Origin of the sequence: Ruegeria sp. EL01 (genome assembly GCF_900313035.1) — a bacterium.
Taxonomy (GTDB): Bacteria; Pseudomonadota; Alphaproteobacteria; order Rhodobacterales; family Rhodobacteraceae; genus Ruegeria.
Genome location: NZ_OMPS01000041.1, coordinates 257,091 through 277,085, shown reverse-complemented (window position 1 = coordinate 277,085; position 19,995 = coordinate 257,091). Strand labels below are relative to the sequence as shown.

Annotated in this window: 24 protein-coding genes; 15 read left to right on the top strand and 9 right to left on the bottom strand. The window is 56.2% G+C overall.

What is annotated here, in order from left to right:
- Positions 1–46: 46 nt before the first annotated feature.
- Positions 47–556: a GNAT family N-acetyltransferase gene (locus tag D9K61_RS17245; protein ID WP_120634415.1), complete on the top strand. Its 510-nt coding sequence runs from the start codon at positions 47–49 to the stop codon at positions 554–556.
- Positions 557–574: 18 nt separating this feature from the next.
- Here D9K61_RS17245 and D9K61_RS17240 read toward each other — a convergent pair whose 3' ends face one another.
- Positions 575–1,951, bottom strand: a complete 1,377-nt coding sequence (locus D9K61_RS17240; protein ID WP_120634414.1) for a multicopper oxidase family protein — start codon at positions 1,949–1,951, stop codon at positions 575–577.
- Between the two features lie 158 nt (positions 1,952–2,109).
- Between D9K61_RS17240 and era the strand changes: the two genes are divergently transcribed.
- Positions 2,110–3,018, top strand: a complete 909-nt coding sequence (era, locus tag D9K61_RS17235; protein ID WP_120634413.1) for a GTPase Era — start codon at positions 2,110–2,112, stop codon at positions 3,016–3,018.
- The gene (locus D9K61_RS17230; RefSeq protein WP_120634412.1) at positions 3,015–3,344 is read left to right on the top strand and encodes a DUF1491 family protein; all 330 of its coding nucleotides are present in this window, start codon (positions 3,015–3,017) and stop codon (positions 3,342–3,344) included. The genes era and D9K61_RS17230 overlap by 4 nt, the downstream gene beginning before the upstream one ends.
- Before the next feature lie 34 nt (positions 3,345–3,378).
- Here D9K61_RS17230 and D9K61_RS17225 read toward each other — a convergent pair whose 3' ends face one another.
- Both D9K61_RS17225 and D9K61_RS17220 read right to left on the bottom strand, forming a co-directional pair.
- Positions 3,379–3,768: a VOC family protein gene (locus tag D9K61_RS17225; RefSeq protein ID WP_120634411.1), complete on the bottom strand. Its 390-nt coding sequence runs from the start codon at positions 3,766–3,768 to the stop codon at positions 3,379–3,381.
- Between the two features lie 210 nt (positions 3,769–3,978).
- Positions 3,979–4,284, bottom strand: coding sequence for a hypothetical protein (locus D9K61_RS17220; RefSeq protein WP_120634410.1), 306 nt, complete (start codon positions 4,282–4,284; stop codon positions 3,979–3,981).
- Positions 4,285–4,477: 193 nt separating this feature from the next.
- Between D9K61_RS17220 and D9K61_RS17215 the strand changes: the two genes are divergently transcribed.
- Together D9K61_RS17215 and recO are read left to right on the top strand one after the other, a co-directional pair.
- A complete protein-coding gene (locus D9K61_RS17215; RefSeq protein WP_120634409.1) occupies positions 4,478–4,801 on the top strand; it encodes a SemiSWEET transporter in 324 nt (107 codons plus the stop codon).
- Positions 4,802–4,887: 86 nt separating this feature from the next.
- Positions 4,888–5,613, top strand: coding sequence for a DNA repair protein RecO (recO, locus tag D9K61_RS17210; protein WP_120634408.1), 726 nt, complete (start codon positions 4,888–4,890; stop codon positions 5,611–5,613).
- Here the strand turns inward: recO and D9K61_RS17205 are convergent.
- Positions 5,597–5,989, bottom strand: coding sequence for an META domain-containing protein (locus D9K61_RS17205; protein ID WP_120634407.1), 393 nt, complete (start codon positions 5,987–5,989; stop codon positions 5,597–5,599). The genes recO and D9K61_RS17205 overlap by 17 nt on opposite strands.
- A gap of 266 nt (positions 5,990–6,255) precedes the next feature.
- Between D9K61_RS17205 and D9K61_RS17200 the strand changes: the two genes are divergently transcribed.
- Positions 6,256–7,482, top strand: coding sequence for an SGNH/GDSL hydrolase family protein (locus tag D9K61_RS17200; protein WP_162946944.1), 1,227 nt, complete (start codon positions 6,256–6,258; stop codon positions 7,480–7,482).
- Positions 7,483–7,728: 246 nt separating this feature from the next.
- Here the strand turns inward: D9K61_RS17200 and D9K61_RS17195 are convergent, their stop codons facing one another.
- Positions 7,729–9,420 carry an acyl-CoA dehydrogenase family protein gene (locus tag D9K61_RS17195; protein ID WP_120634405.1) on the bottom strand — a complete coding sequence of 564 codons (1,692 nt, stop codon included), beginning with the start codon at positions 9,418–9,420 and terminating at the stop codon, positions 7,729–7,731.
- Positions 9,421–9,563: 143 nt separating this feature from the next.
- On the opposite strand from D9K61_RS17195, the gene D9K61_RS17190 reads away from it, so the two are divergent.
- Complete coding sequence (locus D9K61_RS17190; RefSeq protein WP_120634404.1) at positions 9,564–10,328, top strand: sulfite exporter TauE/SafE family protein; 765 nt, start codon at positions 9,564–9,566, stop codon at positions 10,326–10,328.
- Between the two features lie 4 nt (positions 10,329–10,332).
- On the opposite strand, the gene D9K61_RS17185 is transcribed toward D9K61_RS17190, so the two are convergent.
- From D9K61_RS17185 to D9K61_RS17175, 3 genes are all read right to left on the bottom strand, one after another.
- Positions 10,333–10,824: a hypothetical protein gene (locus D9K61_RS17185; RefSeq protein ID WP_254055809.1), complete on the bottom strand. Its 492-nt coding sequence runs from the start codon at positions 10,822–10,824 to the stop codon at positions 10,333–10,335.
- 84 nt (positions 10,825–10,908) lie between these two features.
- Positions 10,909–11,151 carry a hypothetical protein gene (locus D9K61_RS17180; protein WP_254055808.1) on the bottom strand — a complete coding sequence of 81 codons (243 nt, stop codon included), beginning with the start codon at positions 11,149–11,151 and terminating at the stop codon, positions 10,909–10,911.
- A 413-nt stretch (positions 11,152–11,564) separates the two neighbouring features.
- Entirely contained in the window at positions 11,565–13,163 is a 1,599-nt protein-coding gene (locus tag D9K61_RS17175) for a phosphoenolpyruvate carboxykinase (RefSeq protein ID WP_120634526.1), read from the bottom strand.
- 50 nt (positions 13,164–13,213) lie between these two features.
- Here D9K61_RS17175 and D9K61_RS27020 point away from each other — a divergent pair, with 50 nt between their 5' ends.
- The 8 genes from D9K61_RS27020 to D9K61_RS17140 are packed head-to-tail and all read left to right on the top strand — an operon-like array spanning position 13,214 to position 18,933.
- Positions 13,214–13,489: a hypothetical protein gene (locus tag D9K61_RS27020; RefSeq protein ID WP_162946943.1), complete on the top strand. Its 276-nt coding sequence runs from the start codon at positions 13,214–13,216 to the stop codon at positions 13,487–13,489.
- A gap of 21 nt (positions 13,490–13,510) precedes the next feature.
- The gene (locus tag D9K61_RS17170) at positions 13,511–14,215 is read left to right on the top strand and encodes a response regulator transcription factor (protein ID WP_120634403.1); all 705 of its coding nucleotides are present in this window, start codon (positions 13,511–13,513) and stop codon (positions 14,213–14,215) included.
- Between the two features lie 32 nt (positions 14,216–14,247).
- Positions 14,248–15,966, top strand: coding sequence for a sensor histidine kinase (locus tag D9K61_RS17165; RefSeq protein ID WP_120634402.1), 1,719 nt, complete (start codon positions 14,248–14,250; stop codon positions 15,964–15,966).
- A gap of 4 nt (positions 15,967–15,970) precedes the next feature.
- Positions 15,971–16,441, top strand: a complete 471-nt coding sequence (locus tag D9K61_RS17160; protein ID WP_254055807.1) for an HPr kinase/phosphorylase — start codon at positions 15,971–15,973, stop codon at positions 16,439–16,441.
- Positions 16,438–17,319, top strand: a complete 882-nt coding sequence (rapZ, locus tag D9K61_RS17155; RefSeq protein WP_120634525.1) for an RNase adapter RapZ — start codon at positions 16,438–16,440, stop codon at positions 17,317–17,319. The genes D9K61_RS17160 and rapZ overlap by 4 nt, the downstream gene beginning before the upstream one ends.
- Positions 17,316–17,708, top strand: coding sequence for a PTS sugar transporter subunit IIA (locus D9K61_RS17150; RefSeq protein ID WP_120634400.1), 393 nt, complete (start codon positions 17,316–17,318; stop codon positions 17,706–17,708). The genes rapZ and D9K61_RS17150 overlap by 4 nt, the downstream gene beginning before the upstream one ends.
- Before the next feature lie 16 nt (positions 17,709–17,724).
- Positions 17,725–17,994, top strand: coding sequence for an HPr family phosphocarrier protein (locus D9K61_RS17145; protein ID WP_120634399.1), 270 nt, complete (start codon positions 17,725–17,727; stop codon positions 17,992–17,994).
- 39 nt (positions 17,995–18,033) lie between these two features.
- Entirely contained in the window at positions 18,034–18,933 is a 900-nt protein-coding gene (locus tag D9K61_RS17140) for a lysophospholipid acyltransferase family protein (RefSeq protein WP_120634524.1), read from the top strand.
- A 51-nt stretch (positions 18,934–18,984) separates the two neighbouring features.
- Here the strand turns inward: D9K61_RS17140 and D9K61_RS17135 are convergent, their stop codons facing one another.
- Positions 18,985–19,860, bottom strand: a complete 876-nt coding sequence (locus tag D9K61_RS17135; RefSeq protein WP_120634398.1) for a 3-hydroxybutyryl-CoA dehydrogenase — start codon at positions 19,858–19,860, stop codon at positions 18,985–18,987.
- Positions 19,861–19,995 lie beyond the last annotated feature (135 nt).

Below are 19,995 nucleotides of genomic sequence, written 5' to 3'. Positions count from 1 at the left end.
CGATCCTTCGCAGACGATCACCTTTGGTCGAAACGGGCAGATCAGTATGAATATCAGGGACGCCATCAAATCCGACGCCGCAAGCCTTGCCGCCCTGTCGATCGAGGTCTGGTTGGGCACCTATTTGCGTCACGGGATCAGTGCGTTCTTTGCCGATTATGCCCTGACTGAATTCACCAAACCCAATTTGGAAGCCCGTATCGCGGATCCCAACGAATTCCTTGCAGTGACCCAGGGTGATGAGGGCATTACCGGCTTTATAGCTGTCTCAACTGCCAGCATACCGCCCTTGCCTGATCTCTCGGGGCCGGAAATCTCGACCCTTTATGTCCAGCCCCGACATCACGGCAAAGGTCAGGGTAACGCATTGCTGGATGTGGGGTTGCAATATTGTCAGAGCGTCGGCGGTGACGCCGTCTGGCTCACCACAAACTCTGAGAACACCCCCGCGATTGGGTTTTATCTGTCGCAGGGATTCGCCCATGTGGGAACCACCCATTTCCGCATTCAAGACCAAGCCTATCCAAATCATGTTCTTGCGCGCGATTTGATCTGATGTCGGGCGCTTTAGGCGCTACGCGACCCGAATAAACCCGGTCAGGCCGGTTTTCTGATGCTCGATGACATGGCAATGAAATGCCCAATCGCCCGGATTGTCGGCAACCAGGGCGATCTCGACCACCTCGTCTTTTAGCAGCAACATCGTATCCGTCATTAGGGGCGGCAATTGGCGTTGATTTGATTTCAGCGGCACAAAGGCCAGCCCGTGCAGGTGGATCGGATGCAGGTTCGGCGATTCATTCCGTAACCTCAGAACATAGGTTTTGCCCAGTTCCAGCGTCGCCAAAGGGCCGACGCCCTGTGCTGCATCCCCCGGCCACGGTTTGCGATTGATCGACCAGAAATTGTATCCGAGTGAGCCACAGAAGCCATTGTTCGGCTCACCACCCTCGGGCGTCCAGCCAAAGACGAACTCGTGCAATTCGGCGGCGTTCAGATCGGGTTTTGCCACCGGATTGACGGGCAGGGCACGTAATTCACGCAGATCTCGCGCCTGCGATTGCCCCATGGCACGCAATCTGGCCATGGCAATTGGCGGTTGTCCCGGTAGCTTGGCCATGAGGTCGACGGTCTGATCTTCGCCTTTGGGCATTGTTACCGCGAAGTCCACGCGTTGACCTGGCCCAACCAACAAGGGTGCATCATTGCCGGGCATTGGCACATCGGTCTCGACCGGGTGGCCGTCCCACGCGATGATACGCGCGCGGGCCTCAGACAGATGCAGTTTGTAGATCCGGGTGGTGTCAGTGTTGACCACTCGCAGCCGGACTAGACCACCTGCTGCATGGTCATAGATCGGGGTTTCCAACCAGTTGGCGGTATGAACATTGCCAAATGTGCCCGACCGCGCCGCGCCGCGCTTGGTGAATGCGGGTAAGAACTGATCTTCCTCATTCAGCCGAAAATCCCGCAGGTTGATGACCTGTTCACTGTCAAAACCGGGGTCGTCGGGTTCGGTAATCACCATCACGCCGGTCAGGCCATGGGCCATCTGCTCCATCGTCATGCAATGGGGGTGATACCAGTAGGTACCCGCATCCGGCGGCGTGAATTCATAGTTGAACAGCTCACCTTCACCCATCGGCATCTGGGTCAGATACGGCACCCCGTCCATCGCGTTGGGGATCCGCAGCCCGTGCCAGTGCATCGCCGTATAGTCAGGCAGGGTGTTGTGTACGGGCAGGCGCATGACCTCCCCCTGACGCCCATATAAAACCGGTGGGGGCGCATCCGCCGACAGGCTGACCATTCCAGTGGTCACCTGATCGCGCAGGGCAAAGCTGGCAGGCTGTATCACCAGCTCTTGCGTGTTTTCTGCCAATCCAAACCCACCCAGAGCCAGTGTTCCCGCAGCGGCTCCGCTGCCCAAAAGAAACTCTCGACGTCTCATATCTCGCCTCACGGATTGGATGGTCGCCTGGCTGGTTTTGGCGTGGCGCCTCTTTGTCCTGCCACCTTGTATGCATGGCTGCAATGCGACAAATCCCTCTGGCCCGCAGCCCCTTTCTGCTATAGGGGTGCGCACTTGCAAACAGGATCGCACGACACATGACCACACGCGCCGGATTTATCGCCCTGATCGGAGAGCCCAACGCAGGCAAATCCACCCTTCTGAACCGCATGGTCGGGGCCAAGGTTTCGATCGTGACTCACAAGGTGCAAACCACCCGGACGCGGATCCGCGGCGTGGCAATGGAAGGCGATGCGCAGCTGGTTTTTGTCGACACGCCGGGCCTGTTCAAACCCCGCCGCCGTCTGGATCGCGCCATGGTCGCTGCAGCCTGGGGTGGGGCCGCCGACGCCGATGTTGTTGTCCTGATGGTCGAGGCGCATCGTGGCATCACCGAAGGCGTTGAACGCATCTTGGAAGGGTTGGAAGAGATCGGGCAGGGCCGCAAAGTGGCGCTGGCGATCAACAAAATCGACAGGGTGCAGTCCGAAGTGCTGTTGGCCCTGACCAGCGACCTGAACACGCGCTATCCGTTTGCCGAGACTTTCATGATCTCAGCCGAAAAAGGCCACGGCGTTGACGATCTGCGCAAATGGCTGGCCTCGGAATTGCCCGAAGGCCCATGGCTTTACCCTGAAGATCAGATTGCCGACCTGCCCCTGCGCATGATTGCCGCGGAAATGACGCGCGAGAAACTGACCCTGCGCCTGCATCAGGAACTGCCCTACCAGCTGACGGTCGAAACCGAGAACTGGGAAGAACGCAAGGACGGCTCGGCCAAGATCGATCAGATCATCTATGTCATGCGCGACGGCCACAAGGGCATCGTGCTGGGCAAAAAAGGCGAGACGATCAAAGCCGTTAGCCAAGCGGCACGTGCCGAGTTGGAAGAATTTCTCGACCGCAAAATCCACCTGTTCCTGCAGGTCAAAGTCCGGCCCAACTGGTTGGAGGAGTCCGAGCGCTATTCGGAAATGGGTCTGGATTTCAAAGACGGAAACGCATGACGCGGCTGACGGCGGATTTCTGGGTCCATGCCTATCTCGCGCGGCTGCGATTTCAGGAAATCCCGGCCTTTGTCGTGACCCATGGCGACGACACAGCAGGCGCAGTGTTGGTCAAACTCAATACGCTGGATGGGCAGGCGATAGCGTTTCAACGCAGTTTCGACCTGATGAGCGGTGATCGTAAATGGGTCGAACTCTCCTCGGGGCACGATGCGGATGTAGACGCCGCCATCGAACGCCAACGCAGCTTTGACCCCGACCTCTGGGTGATTGAGGTCGAGGACCGGCAGGGGCGGCATCTGCTGGGTGAGGAAGGGTTGGACTAGAGGGTTTCGCCAACTTGCTTCGCGGCTGACGGGATCAAGTAGCGTCACCAAAATAAACAAAGCTCATTTTGTTTCCGTCAAGGTCGCGGGCATATGCGCCAAAAAAACCTGGACCATACTGCGGACGCGCGCCCGGATCGCCCTCGTTTGTTCCGCCGTTGGCAAGCGCGGCTGAATGTGCCTCTCGGGCCTCGTCTTCGCTTTGGCACAACAAACCGACCATGTTTCCGTTTCCTGCTGTCGCAGCTTTTTGATCGAATGGCGTAGAAAGCCACAAGCGCCCTCCGTCGCGCAACTCGTAGCACACAGCGTGGGGCAGGTACTCGGCTACAACTTTGCCGCCAATTTTGGCCAGAACAGCGTCGTAGTAGGCGCGCGCCTTAGCAACATCATTTGATCCTAGCATTACATAGTTAAGGGACATTTTTCGAATTCCGTGAATTAGAACATAATGGGAACATTAACGTTCCGAACCTTTTCGCGCAACGCGAATTTCGCCCTCGCAGCAGAAGCTTCATTCATCCGAAATGGCCGTCGCCCACCCGAAGTGCCTTGCGGGTTCAACTGCGCTCGTAGGATCTGCGGACATGTCTGCCTACATAACCTAGTCAGTTCTGGGTTGGCGGGGTTGGCCTCACCAACCCCTTGATTTTGCTTTTATGTCATGCCCGGTTGCGTTTGGCGCGCCGTTGGCAAAGTCCCGAACCTTCGCGGCGAACTCTTTGAAATAAGGCTGCGCCTGCACATGCGCCAGCGTCTCGGCACTGTCCCAGCGACCCCAGTGAAACCGGGACTTGCCGTCATCGGCGACCGCGACCTGATAATTGAATTTCCCCGCAACTTCTGCGTCGGTTTCAATGGCCGAGATGAACGCGTCCATGGTTTTTTTCCATTCAACTTCGTCGCCATCATAGGCGTAGGTTATAGTTACTCCACGCATTGTGACCTCTTATTTAACATATTAGTTAATCAATAGTGTTGGTCGAGGGCTTGTCAACACTGCCGCCCTGCGCGAGCCGTCAGCTCCAACTGAATTGGCTCACTCGCAGGTGCTTGGTTCGAACGGGTAAACCAACTAAGTTGAGCGCTAGAAATCGACAACCGCATTACCTGCGATATCAGGAGGTCCGCCTTTGGCTGACACACTTAGTCAAAAGATCATCAAATCCAGCCTTGGCGGTGCCTTAAAGCATTTCGAAGGCTTCATGGTGTTCATCGGCGTTGTCGGCCCCTTTGCGACGCTGCAGCAACTTGCGAAGCTCTACTTGACCCACCCACAGCACGCCAGTGGCCAGTCGTTGGTAACGTGGTCGCTCTATGCTGCGTTGTCGCTGTTGTGGTTTGCCTACGGGTTGATGGTCAAGAAGCTTCCGATTTACGTCGGCAACGGGATTTCGATGGTGCTGAATCTGCTGATGGTGATTGGTATCCTGATCCATGCGGGTGTGACCTTCTGAGCCTCACTGTACCGGCCTCCCTTGCAGTGGCGCGGGCTTTGCGCTCTGTTGCCGGGCAAGACTGACCCAATAGGACTGGACACGCCTTGGACTGGCGCGATCACGGCATACTTCTGACCTCTCGCCGCCACGGCGAAACAGCGGCGATCATCGAGGTCTTTACCGAAGGCCACGGTCGCCACGCCGGTGTCGTGCGCGGGGGCACCAGCCGCAAGATTGCGCCCATCCTGCAGCCGGGGGCGCAGTTGGATGTGCTATGGCGCGCGCGGCTCGAGGAACATATTGGCACGTTTCAGGTGGAACCGCTCAGGTCCCGCGCTGCTGCGGCGTTTTCGGGGCGGTTGGCGTTGGCGGGGCTCAACGCGGTAGTGGCGCTGCTGGCGTTTTGCCTGCCCGAACGCGAACCGCATCCTGCCATCTACAAAAAGACCGAACAGCTGATGGACCTTCTGGGTCAGGATGAGATCTGGCCATTGGCCTACCTGCGCTGGGAACTGGCGCTGCTGGAAGACCTCGGGTTTGGTCTGGATCTGCAGACATGTGCGGTGACCGGGGTGACCGAGGGGTTGATTTATGTCTCACCCAAATCCGGTCGCGCCGTCAGCGCGCAAGGGGCCGGCGAATGGGTAGAAAAGCTGCTTGCGCTGCCGCCCTGCATGCGCGGCGAAGGCGCCGCCCCAGATGCCGAGATTGTCGAGGCGTTGCGAACAACGGGCTATTTCCTGACCCATCGCGTTGCAACCTCGCTGGGCCATAACCCGCTGCCGGAGGCCCGCGCCCGCTTTGTGGATCAACTCACTCGACGGCTTTGAACACCATTTCGTGCCCATCCTCATTGCGCAGGATCAGCACATCCCCTGACACTTCGGACTGGGTCATCGCGATCAACGCAGCAAAATAGAACCCTTCAGCCTCAAGCCCGGCACAGGCCGTGCGAGTGGCGCTTAGGTTCTGCAGTTCGAACCAGGGATAAGGTGCGTTCAATGTCGCGCTATACGTATTGCATGGCGCGTTCCCTTCGATACGGCCCTCTTCCGGGAACCGTATCAGCGCAGTTGCGTCATAAGGCTGGCCATCGATTTCCTGCAACGCCCATGTTTGATTTGCGGCCCCATATGCAGCGACGCTTTCATCCCGGTCGCATTGCGCGAACCCCAGAAAAGGCAGCAAAAAAGCAAAGCGAAACATCGTGATAAACCTTGCGGATCAGACATAATGGGTGATTGCGTTTAGGCCTGCTTGTCGCGCCCGGTCAAGGCATAGATCGAAACAACGAACCCGGGTGCGGCCCATAGTTGACGTGAGGTCGCAAATCGACATAGTGAACCGGCATTACAACCGGCTTTTTCTCTGAGTTGATTTACCCCAATTAGGGTGGCTTGTACTCTGTATCTACGCAGAATTGCATTTTTTTGTGAGTGGAGATTGTTTTGTCCCTGCCAAAGAGTGATGACGTGAGCAAACCTGGCCAGACCCGACCTATCGTCAAGGCCCTCATGATCCTGATCTACGTGGTCTTTCTGGCCCTATTGATCGAGCTGTTGTCTTACGTTGCAGTGGTCCATGTTTTTGACAATGCGCTGGGTGGCCGGGCAGAACGGCATCTCTATTCCTCAATCCGGGGACATGAACTGAACCCTGACTATCGTCGCGAATTTGACACGGGCGGTGAACGGATTCACTCGGATCAAGGGTTTCGCCGGGACACGGCGGTGCTGCTGCCCAAGCCGCAGGACACATACCGCATTTTCCTGATGGGAGGGTCGACCGCCTATGCGATCGGCTCGCAAGGCAGCGTGTACCCCGAGCATCCAACCCTGACAAATCAGGAAACGGTTTCGCATTTCCTGGAACAGGATCTGCGTGCAGAGCTGCAGGATGAGATGCCCGGCGTAAATATCGAAGTGATCAACGCCGGCGTTGCGGCCTACCACAGCTTTCAACACGTTTTGTACTTCTATGAAACGCTGTATGAGTACGAGCCTGACATGATCGTGTTCCTGGACGGGCACAATGATTTCTACAATGTCGGGATCAAGAACCCCATCCAGAGTTACGGGTATTCGTCGGCCCGAATGGTGGATGCGCTGAACGAACGCAAGCCTTTTTTTGCGACATATGCGTTCCTGCGCGCGCCAGCCGACTATTCCTATACCTTCAAGCTGGCCTCGAAGCTTACGCAAGGTCTCTATGACCGGTACGAAGCACCCAGCTACAACACCGAAGGCGACGCCACCGCATTGGAGCGGGATTTTTCGGCCGAACTGGCAGAAACCGCGCGGGTTGGTTTTCTGCGCAATTACAAGCTGATCGAAACCCTCGGTGACTACCACGGATTCTGTTATCAGGTGTTTTTGCAGCCCGAAGTTGTTTTTGAAGATACGGCAAATCTTGGAGCAGTTGATCGTGAGATCGCCCAGATCACACGTGACAGGTACAGCCCCGGTCGGGAAGAAATTATGAAACGCGCCCGCCCCGCGTTTCCTGCACTGTTCGAACAAGCCGGTGTGCCCTTCACGGATATCGGTGAGATCGCAGACCCCGCACATCAGGACAAGGTTCTATATGTCGATTACACTCATCTGACGCCCGAGGGATCAAAGCTGGTGGCCGATAGGATGCTGCCTGTGGTGGTCGAGGCGATCGCCGGATGTGGTAACGCTGTTGAGGTCAGTCAGTAAGGACCTGAACATCCCCGCGATTTGCGCGTACGGGCGGGTCATGTTGTTTAACCCTTTGCCTTTGATCTCGCACCTTTTTGCAGGTGCCGCATAACCTGAATTGCGCTGCTAGCAGCTCAGAATCGACCCGGAAAAGTTGTACAACACGAAAGATCCACCATTCAGCGCATGTACAACTTGGACAATTCAAGAAAATGACCCGGCACGTGGCCGGGTCCAGTCGGGGAAACAGGAAGCCGTTTCAGATCAGCTCAGCAAACGTCTTGCGATGACCTGAGCCTGAATTTCGGCAGCCCCTTCGAAAATGTTCAGAATGCGCGCGTCACACAAAACGCGGCTGATTTTGTATTCCAGCGCAAAGCCGTTGCCGCCGTGAATCTGCAACCCATTGTCCGCTGCGGCCCATGCAACGCGTGCACCCAGAAGTTTGGCCATCCCTGCCTCAAGGTCACAGCGGTGCCCGTTGTCCTTTTCCCAGGCCGAGAAATAGGTCAGTTGCCGTGCGATCATGATTTCGACCGCCATCATCGCCAGCTTGCCTGACACGCGCGGAAAGTTGATCAGAGACTTACCGAACTGCTTGCGATCCTGAGCGTACTGCATGGCGATATCCAGCGCGCTTTGCGCCACGCCAATAGCGCGGGCGGCAGTCTGGATGCGGGCAGCCTCGAAGGTTTCCATCAATTGCTTGAAACCTTTACCTTCTTCGCCGCCCAGCAGGTTCTCACCTTTGACTTTGAAGCCATCGAAACCCAGCTCATATTCCTTCATGCCGCGATATCCCAGCACTTCGATTTCGCCGCCGGTCATGCCGGGGGTCGGGAAGGGGTCTTCATTGGTTCCGGGCGTTTTCTCGGCCAGAAACATCGACAATCCACGATGGTCCGCACTGTCCGGATTGGTTCGCGCCAACAGCGTCATCACATGGGTGCGTGCAGCGTGGGTGATCCAGGTCTTGTTGCCGGTGATCTGGTAATCACCGTTCTCATCCTTGACCGCGCGGGTGCGCAGACTGCCAAGGTCCGATCCCGTATTAGGTTCGGTAAAGACTGCTGTGGGCAGGATTTCTGCGCTGGCCAGTTTCGGCAGCCAGCTTGCCTTTTGCTCGTCTGTGCCGCCCGCGATGATCAGTTCCGCTGCAATCTCGGACCGGGTGCCCAGTGAACCCACGCCGATATAGCCGCGCGACAGTTCTTCGGACACAACACACATCGAGACTTTGGACAAGCCAAAGCCGCCGAATTCTTCGGGGATGGTCAGGCCGAACACGCCCATCTCGGCCAGTTCTTCGATAACCTCGATCGGGATCAGCTCATCCTTGAGGTGCCAGTCATGCGCATAGGGCTCAACTTTTTCAACGACATAGCGGCGGAACTGGTCGCGGATCATCTCCAGTTCTTCGTCCAGACCGGACGCGCCGAACATGGTGGCAGCGGATTGATCCTGCATCAGCTCGACCAGACGGGTGCGTGCGGCCTGAGAGTTGGCCTGCGCCATCAAGGTTTGCACTTCGGAACACTGGAAGCCGGACAGGGCGTCCCAGCCCAGCCCCAGATCCTGGAGCCGAACAACCTCACCCTGGTTCATCGGAATGCCACCGGCGACCTGGTGCAGATACTCACCAAACGCAATCTGATGCAGCAATTGCTCGATCTCGCCGAACTTGCCTTCACTGTCCAAAGCCTCGGCCCAGCGTTGCATCTGAGTTAGCGATTGAGCGTAAGTGGCCAGCCAGGCAAGCCCGTGCGCGGCAGTCTGATTGGCTTCAATCAAGGCACCGGACACACGGCCATCAGCAGTGACCATGTCACGCACAGAATCGCGCGCGCGTTCAAACACCGCTTCGACCGCAGGCACGGCTGTCCGTGTCAAATCCAGAAGATTGGGCAAAATCGCTACTGTCGTCATCTGGGTCATATCCTGTCCGTCATGGGCCATGAATCACGTCCTTTTCTGGGTCGTCTGGTCATATCATGCTGCACGTGCAGCGCAACAAAAATACGTATTAAGATGTGAAAAAGTTCAAAAATTTCTTGGCCATTTTTGCGCTGCAGAAATCCTGTGGGGTGCTATCTAGGGGCATGACGTTGTTTTCCATACTCTCTCCGCTGGACCTAGCGCTGTCTTTGGTGGTCGCTTTTGCTGCGGGTTGGATCAAGGGCATAGTTGGGTTCGCTATGCCAATGGTCATGATATCTGGGCTCAGCATGTTTTTACCCCCAGAGCTTGCGCTGGCAGGGTTGATCTTGCCAACTTTGGTGACCAACGGTTTTCAGGCGCTTCGCGAAGGGACCAAAGCAGCCTACGCGTCGATCCACCGATTCCAGGTCTTTCTTGTCGTCGGACTGATTTTCCTTTTGGCGGGGGCGCAACTGGTTGCATTTGTGCCAGCGTCCACTTTTCTGTTGATGATTGGCGTCCCAGTTTCGTTCTTTGCATTGATTCAGGTCTTGGGCATGAAGCTGACACTGAAGTCGCAGTCGACGCGGATTGAAGCTGTGATAGGTGCTGTAGCTGGTTTTGTCGGAGGCATGTCTGGCGTTTGGGGACCTCCGACCGTTGCCTACCTCACGGCCTTGGGGACCCCCAAGTTGGAACAGCTGCGCACACAGGGCGTCATCTACGGATTGGGTTCTATCGCTTTGGCGATCGCGCATCTGGGATCAGGGGTGTTGCGTGTAGAAACGGCACCGTTCTCTGCCGTACTTGTAGTACCGGCATTGGCAGGTATGTGGGTTGGTTTGCGGCTGCAGGATCGGATCGATCAGGCCATATTTCGGAAGGCCACTTTGCTTGTTTTGCTTGTCGCGGGGCTAAACCTATTGCGGCGGGGCCTGATGGGATAGCGCTTTAGGCGTGACGGTCTGCAAAGCGGAATGCGAAGTACAGACCCAGCATCAGGAAGAAGAGCCCCGAGATATCGCCAATCAGAAAGGCGACGTATTCGGCGGTTGCACTGCCAAACGCCAGATTGGTCAGTCCCGACATAAGGATCGATGTTACGACCCCGACACCCATAACACAGGACCAACAAGGTTGCCGATCCGAGCGTGGAAACAGGTCCCATCCGATCCACTTGAGAAGATAAAAGATGGCCGGAGCTGTCGTGACGGCGATGGCAATGGCCATCAGGCGGCTTGGTAGAAAGACATCCGATCCGCCCAGATACGCAAACACCAGGAATACACCGGGCAGCAACGCAAAGATTGCCCGCCATCCCAATAGCCACGCCGACAGAACCCGGACGCCATGAGGCAGAAACAGCAGGCTTGCCCGGCTTGGATATTCGGGAAAGAAGACGTTCTGAAGTGGCATCAGAACCTCGAACGTGAGGATCGACACAACAACATACGCCAACGAGGCAAAAAAGGTTTCAGAGGCCCACTTGCGCACAGGGATCAGCCGCCGTTGCGCCGGGGCACAACGTCACTGGGGGGCATTTACGACGTAGCGCCCCCGGTTCGCGTTGCCGCTTTGAGACAGATACCCCTGCTGGACCAGCGATTTTAAAGCTCGAAAGAATGTCGGGCGAGAGACGCTTTGGACCAGAGTGTGTTCGATCAGACCAAATGTGCGCACTTCCTGGTCGGATTTCGACAGTTCTTCAGCTGCGTAATAAATATCACGCTCAACCGGAGAGAGTTTTTCCAGGCCGAGCGTACGCTCCATGCTTTGCATCAGTTTACGTAGTTCGGTGAGTTTCGAGATTTCTGACATATACATAACCGTTGTTTTTAGTGTCTTGCATCGCACCCCTGCGATCATTTGAAACGCGCTGAACCTGTAAATGTTCTGCTAATCTCATATTGACACTTATCCCCATCCTAATAGACTAGTCTTCTGATTAGGTTGCTCAAAACGCGGTTGTGAGTGAATGCGCATGAGCTGCCCAAAGGTCTTTTTAGTTTTGGCCCGGCGCGATTGCGCCGGGCTTTTTAGTTTCAATGTTAATAGAAATACCTGATTGGATCATTCACGACAACGAATTTGTATGTGCAAACGCCATTTAGCAACCTAAAGGAGATTTTTTGATCGGGGAACGCGTAGCAAGGGAAAAGGGGCGCCAGCGCCCCTTCTTTGTTCTAGCCGATTGCGACGGCTTTGATGTCCTCGTCAATGAACGGGATGTATTGTTCGAAGTTCTCGGCAAACATCTGAACCAGTTTTTCGGCCTGTTTGTCGAATGCTGCTTGATCATCCCAGGTACGGCGAGGATCCAGTAGTACTTCGGGAACGCCGGGAACCGATACAGGTACGTCAAATCCGAAATTTGAATCCTTGCGGAATTCGGCATCTGCCAGTGACCCTTCCAGCGCGGCCGTCAGCAAGGCGCGGGTGGCCTTGATTGGCATCCGGCTGCCGACTCCATAGGCACCACCGGTCCAACCGGTATTGACCAGCCAGCAGGTTGCACCGTGCTGGGCGATCTTGCCGCGCAGCAGGTTACCATAAGCTTCGGGCCGACGCGGCATGAAGGGCGCGCCAAAGCAGGTTGAGAAGGTTGGCTGTGGTTCGGTCACGCCACGCTCGGTGCCCGCTACTTTCGAGGTAAAGCCCGACAGGAAGTGGTACATCGCCTGCGCCGGGGTCAGCCGCGCGATCGGAGGCAGCACACCAAAGGCGTCGCAGGTCAGCATGATGATGTTCTTGGGATGACCACCAAGCGCACTGCTTGAGGCGTTCGAGATGTACTCTAACGGATAAGCGCAACGCATGTTTGCCGTCAGCGAGTCGTCGTCGAAATCCAGCTCTTTTGTTTCGGGATCGAATACCATGTTTTCGATCACCGTGCCGAATTTCGATGTGGTCGCGTAAATCTCAGGCTCAGCCTCAGCATTCAGATTGATGGTCTTGGCATAACAGCCGCCTTCAAAATTGAAGGTACCGCGATCCGACCAACCATGTTCATCATCACCAATCAAAGTGCGCGCCGGGTCGGCAGACAGAGTGGTCTTGCCAGTGCCGGACAGACCAAAGAACACGGCCGTGTCGACCGGGTTGCCAACCGCATGGTTGGCCGAGCAATGCATCGGCATCACGCCTTTTTCGGGCAACATGTAGTTCAGCAGGGTGAAAACGGATTTCTTGTTCTCGCCCGCATACTCGGTTCCGCCGATCAGGATCAGCTTGCGATCAAAGTTCATCGCAATCACTGTCTCGCTGCGACACCCATGCTTTTTGGGGTCCGCCTGAAAGCTGGGACAGTTGATGACGGTGAAATCTGCAGTGAAGTCGTCCAGATCAACGCGATCCGGGCGACGCAGCAGGTGGCGGATGAACAGATTGTGCCAGGCCAGTTCTGTGACCATGCGCACGTTTATTGAGTAGGCCGGGTCGGCCCCGCCCACGAGATCCTGCACGAAATAGTCGCGACCCTTCATATGCTCGACCATGTCAGCATAAAGAGCGTCGAACCCTTCCGGGGTCATCGCGGAGTTGTTTTCCCACCAGATGCTGTCTGCAACGCTGTCGGTTTTGACCACGTGCTTATCTTTAGGGGATCGGCCAGTGAACTTGCCGGTCGAGACCAGAAAAGCCCCGCCATTGCCAAGCGTTCCTTCGCCCCGCTTCAGAGCTTGTTCGATCAGCGCCGGTTCCATGAAGTTGTAATAGACATTGCCCAGACCCTCGATGCCCTGATCCTCGAGGCGGAATTGCGGGTTAACCCGTCCAGATGTCATGCGTTTCTTCTCCTGTGGCGGCGCGGCGGCGATTGGGGCCGGCTGCGCTCTTGGGGCAGTTTGCCGGGGAAAACCGGCGGATAGGCGCGTCTTATCACGGTCTTTTGGGGCATGAACAGGACGGTTTGGCGCAGTTAGCGCAACCAAGTACAGGTTTAGCGCCATCAAGAATTTCCTGCCGGAAAACCGGGCGTATTTTTGCGGGAAGCAAGGCAATTTTGCCGCATCCCTGCCGCAACAAAGGCACGATTCGCAGTTACGGATTGATTCGCTGGCGCAAAATCGCCAACAATACCTTACAAATAATCGAATTATTGCGTGAGTGAGCAGGAATAGGGGTGAACCCGATGTCAAAGATTGCACTGGTGGACGACGATAGAAACATTCTGACGTCTGTTTCCATGACGCTTGAGGCCGAGGGTTTCGAGGTCGAGACGTATAACGACGGACAGGCGGCGTTGGATGCATTCAACAAGAAGCTGCCGGATATGGCCGTTCTCGATATCAAGATGCCGCGCATGGACGGCATGGACCTGTTACAGCGCCTGCGTCAGAAAACGCAGATGCCAGTGATCTTTCTGACATCGAAGGATGATGAGATCGACGAGGTCTTGGGTCTGCGCATGGGCGCGGATGACTATGTCAAAAAGCCATTCTCGCAGCGTCTGTTGGTTGAGCGTATTCGCGCCCTTCTCCGTCGGCAAGAAGCCACAAGCGGGGATGCAACGGTGGCCACGACCGGCGATACCAAGGTGATGGAGCGCGGCGAACTGCGGATGGACCCCTTGCGCCACGCTGTCAGCTGGAAAGGCGCAGACGTGTCATTGACGGTCACCGAGTTCCTGTTGCTGCAAGCGCTGGCGCAGCGTCCGGGCTTTGTCAAAAGCCGTGACCAATTGATGGATGTCGCGTATGATGATCAGGTCTATGTGGATGACCGTACCATCGACAGCCACATCAAACGCCTGCGCAAGAAGATGCGCGCTGCTGACTCAGAGTTTTCGGCGATCGAAACTCTGTACGGCATCGGATACAGGTACAACGAAGAATAGGCGCGGCCGCCTGCAAGAGGTAATGGGGTCCCGTGCGCGACACCGAACAAGCCAGAGAACCACGCGACGGTGACGTCGTTCTGGGGGATGACTGGGTTATCCCTCAAGACCCCGAGTCAGCAGAGCTTCGTGAGAAACGATCCCGCAGGAACCTGTTTTCTCTGCGTGGGTCTCCTTTGGCGCGCAAAATTATCACCTTCAACCTGATTGCCCTCGTGATCCTGGTGACGGGGCTGTTGTATCTGGATGACTCCCGGAAAGAACAGGTCCAGCAAACGGCGCGCAACCTGATCGGTGATGCACAGTTGGTCAGCAACGTGTTTGAAACTCAGATGCGTCAGGGCGCGCTGCAAGGCCAGCAAAATGCCGGAGATCTGGATGTCAAAGACACTCTGTCCGGCCTGAGCCTGCCTGAAGGCGGTGAAGTTTTCGTCTACGATGCCGACGGCACGTTGATTGGTTGGACACGCGGCGCGCCACAGGCATCGGAGATGCCGGTTCTGTTGCGATCAGATTCCGATGTGCAAACCGGTAGTACCGTAATCAGCGATGGGTTGAACGCTGTCTGGACCGGGATATCACAGATTTTCAACTGGTCTTCGACCGGAGAGGCGCCGACCCTGGCACAACGTGTTCAGGCCATTGTCCCTCATGCATTGTTGGGCCAAAATCAAGTGCAGGCGGTGCAGGACGATGCAGGCGATACCGTGATCGTCGCCGCTGCCCCCATCTTGTACGAAGGTATTCCTGCGGGTGCCGTCGCCATCTCTGGTCCTGCCGGAGAGATCGATGCGCTGGCCCGGCGGGAACAGGAACGCATTCTGCAGATGTTTGTTGTCGCCTTGCTTGTGTCTATCGGTCTCAGCTTGGTTCTTGCCTCGACGATTGCCAACCCGTTGGCGGATCTGGCCTCTGCCGCTGAAATGGGCAAAGACCGGGGCACCGGCGTCAATCCGGGTCGCATCCGGATCCCGGACCTTAGCGGCAGGCCCGACGAAATTGGCCGTCTCAGCCGCGCGCTGCGTGGCATGGTGACGGCGCTTTACAATCGCATTGATGCCAACGAGCAGTTTGCGGCTGACGTTGCGCATGAGATCAAGAACCCGCTTGCCAGCCTGCAATCTGCTGTCGGCACAATGCGTATGGTCAAGCGCGACGATCAGCGTGAAAAGCTGCTGAGCGTGATTGAACATGATGTGCGTCGTCTGGACCGACTGGTCAGTGACATCTCTAATGCGTCTCGTCTGGATGCCGAACTGGTCAAGGAAGAAGAAGAACCCTTCGACCTGCTTAAACTGCTTGGAAACCTCGGCCAGTATCTGGGTGAAGAGGCCCGGACACAAGGAATTGACTATATCACTGACTTGCCGTCCGAGCCGATTGTCGTTCAGGGGCTGGAAGCGCGACTGGCGCAGGTCTTTGTCAACCTGATCACCAACGCGATTTCCTTCTGCGAAGAAAGCGATGCAATCCGGGTTTGGGTGCGTCAGCGCGACAACCGTGTTCTGATTGTGGTCGAAGATACCGGCCCGGGTATCCCTGAACAGGCTTTGACCAAAGTGTTCAAGCGGTTTTATTCGGAACGCCCGGAAGAGCATTTCGGAAACAACTCGGGACTGGGACTGGCGATTTCGAAACAGATTGTCGAAGCGCACGGCGGTGTGATCTGGGCCGAAAACATCCGCCCGACCGAGGCTGATATTACCTCGGACCCGCTGGGTGCCCGCTTCGTGGTGGGGTTGCCAGTCTAAGCTCATGAAAACCTCTAGCTTGTCAGACGCGATGAACCAGGACTGTGCCCGCGTTCATGCAAGCTGTGTCGTCGTCAAAGGCAGGGGGCTTCTTATTGTTGGAACCTCGGGGACTGGTAAGTCGGCGTTGGCGCTGCAAATGATGGCCTTAGGGGCGGACTTAGTAGCCGACGACCGTGTTGATCTGCGTCTGGAGCGCGGGAAGGTCATTGCAATGGCAATACAGAACATCAGCGGTTTGGTTGAAGCGCGCGGAATTGGGCTTTTGCGCGCGATTGCTGCCGGACCTGCTGCTGTTCATTATGTCGTCGATCTGGATCAAAACGAAGATGCGCGCCTGCCAGAGCCGATCACCATCCAGTTACTGAGGCAAACAGTGCTCTTGCTTCGCGGGGCAGGTGTCCCCAATTTGCCCGCAGCCTTGATCCAACTATTGAAAATGGGACGCGTGGACCCGGAATGGCCGAGCAAATGACACCACAAAGTCAGATCGTTCTGGTGACAGGCCCATCCGGCGCGGGCCGTTCCACTGCAATCCATGTATTGGAGGACCTTGGGTTCGAGGCAATTGACAACCTGCCTATGGGTCTGTTGTCACGACTGTTGGATGGCGCAGAAAGCGACCGGCCCATGGCGCTGGGGATCGACGCGCGTAATCGGGATTTCTCGACAGTAGGGTTCATAGAGCTGGCGGAAAAGCTGGGTCGCATGAAGCAGTACGACCTGACTGTTTTGTATCTGGATTGCAGTGACGAGGTTCTGTTGCGCCGATTCTCGGAAACCCGCAGGCGGCATCCGGTGGCAAAAGACGCGGGCCTTGAAACCGGCGTGCGAACAGAAAAGGAATTATTGGCACCTATTCGCGAGATCGCGGATACGTTGATCGACAGCTCCGCCTTGAACGTTCACCAATTGCGTGAAGAGGTTGAGCGTTGGTTTGCACCAAAAGGCGGCCGTCATCTGGCGATATCCGTCGAATCCTTTTCGTATAAACGCGGCCTTCCGCGCAGTCTTGATATGGTTTTTGACTGCCGGTTCCTTGCAAATCCGTATTGGCGCCCTGAATTACGTGCGGCAGATGGTCGAAACCCGGACGTAGCGCACTATGTGCAGTCCGATGCAAACTATGAACCGTTTTTTGACCGTGTCGTAGATTTGGTGAACCTCTTGTTGCCGGCCTTTCGTGCGGAAGGTAAGGCACATCTGTCAGTGGCGTTCGGTTGCACTGGCGGTCAGCACCGATCTGTTGCTATGGCCGAAGCGGTTGCGAAGGCCCTTGCAGAAGGGGGACAGCAGGTGGCAATTAGACACCGCGAGATGGAACGTCGATCGTTGAATGTGAGGCCGGATTGATCGGGATTGTGATCGTAGCGCATGGGGGGCTGGCTCAGGAGTATCTGGCCGCCATGCAACATGTGGTGGGGCAGCAGCCCGGCCTTTTGGCAATTGCGATCGAGGCAGATCACGACCGCGATGAAAAACAGACTGAAATCTGCCGCGCGGCCGATCAGGTGGATATCGGCGATGGTGTCGTCATCGTAACCGATCTTTTTGGTGGCAGCCCGTCGAACCTCAGCTTGCGCGCATGTGCCCCACAAGATCGGCGAATCCTTTATGGTGCAAACCTGCCAATGCTGATCAAATTGGCCAAAAGCCGCCACCTTCCGGTCGCAGAAGCCGTTCGGCAGGCGATGGAGGCTGGACGGAAATACATCAATGCGCAAAATGTGACATTGGACTAAAATCGGATTCACTGAAATGATCAACCGAAGCTTGAAAATCGTAAACGAAAAAGGCTTGCACGCGCGGGCCTCGGCCAAGTTGGTCGAAGTGGTCGAGGGCTTTGACGCGCATGCTGAGGTATCGAAAGACGGACTTTCTGCGTCTGGCGACAGTATCATGGGCCTTTTGATGTTGGCAGCATCACGCGGAACCACTATTGACGTCGAGACGTCCGGACCGGATGCTGAGGCATTGGCGGAAGCACTGGAGACCCTTGTGAGCGACAAGTTCGGAGAGGGGTTCTAAGCCGCCCCGTCGGGACAGGAAGAATTGGAAGACCAGGAATTGGCGGAAACAACGCACGAGACCAAGACAAGCCCGGTGGTGGATGGGACCGCAGATCAGGGTGAGATCTACGATCGTAGGACTCTGACCTATGCGAACTCGTTTGACGATGTCTGGACCTCAACCGCCATTCGCGCCATCGAGTGGTGTACGGGCAAGCTGACCATTCTGCGGATGGTCAACAAGTTTGAGAAAAAGAACGAATACTACCGGGGTCAAAGGTTCTGGGGTGGTGCGCTTAAGATCATGGGCATCGACCTGACCACGCCGCAGGAACAAATTGCCCGCATCCCGAAGGAAGGGCCCGTTGTCGTTGTTGCCAACCACCCGCATGGGATGGTTGACGGAATGATCCTGGCAGAATTGATCGGACAGGTTCGCAACGACTACCGAATTTTGACCCGCTCGGTTCTGACCGGGCTGGACGAAGCAGCAACCTCGTTCATGATCCCGGTTCCGTTTCCACATGACCCTGAAGCGCAGGCAAAGATGCTGGAAATGCGCGGCAAGGCGATGGAGCACCTGAAACAGGGTGGCGTTGTTGCGCTGTTCCCGTCTGGGGTGGTGATGTCTTCGGAAGATTGGTTCGGTCCAGCGATCGAACAGGAATGGAACGTTTTTACCGGCAAGATGATCCGTCGATCCGGCGCTCAGGTGGTTCCGATTTTCTTCCCCGGAAGAAACTCTCGCTGGTACCAGATCGCAAACCGGGTGTCCCCGATCCTGAGACAGGGCCTTTTGCTGCACGAGATCGTTCGCTCGTGCAACAAACCGCAATCACCGGTTATCGGAGAGCCTGTTTCGGACGGTGATATGGAGTTGCTGGAACGTGATCCTCGTGGCTTTATGACCTGGCTCAGGCAGCACACGTTGTCTTTGGGAAAATCGCTTAAGCCGTAATCCCTACCCTTGTCTTGCTGAAAGCGTCGCGCTTCTGGCGCCGCTTTTGCGTTAGCGCGTCGGAACAGGATGCTCGCCGCGATAATCATAAAACCCGCGCTCGGTCTTGCGACCTAGCCAACCGGCCTCGACATATTTGGTCAAAAGCGGGCAGGGGCGATATTTGGTATCCGCAAGACCTTCGTGCAGGACGTTCATGATCGCCAGACAGGTGTCCAGGCCAATGAAATCGGCCAGCTCAAGTGGTCCCATGGGATGATTTGCGCCAAGCTTCATCGATTGATCGATCGACTGCACGTTTCCGACGCCTTCATAGAGTGTGTAGACCGCTTCGTTGATCATTGGCATCAATATGCGGTTCACGATGAAGGCAGGGAAGTCTTCGGCACTTGCGGCCGTTTTGCCCAGGCGATCCACCACGGCTTTGCAAGCCTTAAACGTTTCTTCATCTGTTGCGATGCCGCGGATCAGTTCGACCAGTTGCATGATGGGGACGGGGTTCATGAAGTGGAACCCCATGAAACGCTCGGGCCGATCCGTGCGACTGGCAAGGCGTGTGATTGAAATAGATGATGTATTCGATGTCAGAATCGTATGTGGCAACAAATGCGGCTGGATGTCTTCGAATATCGCCTGTTTGATTGCCTCACGTTCAGTGGCTGCCTCGATCACCAGGTCGGTTTGACCCAGTTGTGGCAGCTCTAGCGTTGTGTTGATCCGTTTCAGGGCCGCTTGCATGGCGTCGTCAGAGATCTTGCCCCGTGACGCCTGACGCGCCAGGTTGCCCTCGATCGTGGCCACGGCGGCGTCCAGCGCATCCTGACTGACGTCGTTCAGCAAAACGTCATAATCCGCCAGCGCCAGAACATGGGCGATACCGTTGCCCATCTGGCCTGCGCCAATCACTCCGACCGATTTTACTTCCATGTTCAGCTGCCTTTGCCCTGCGCGTTAGGGCGACACTATCGGCAGACTGGGGCAGGCGGCAAGGGGATCAGGCCTGTGGAATTTGCTTCAAATGCGCACATTAGGAATTTCTCAATACCTGAGACCGCAATATGG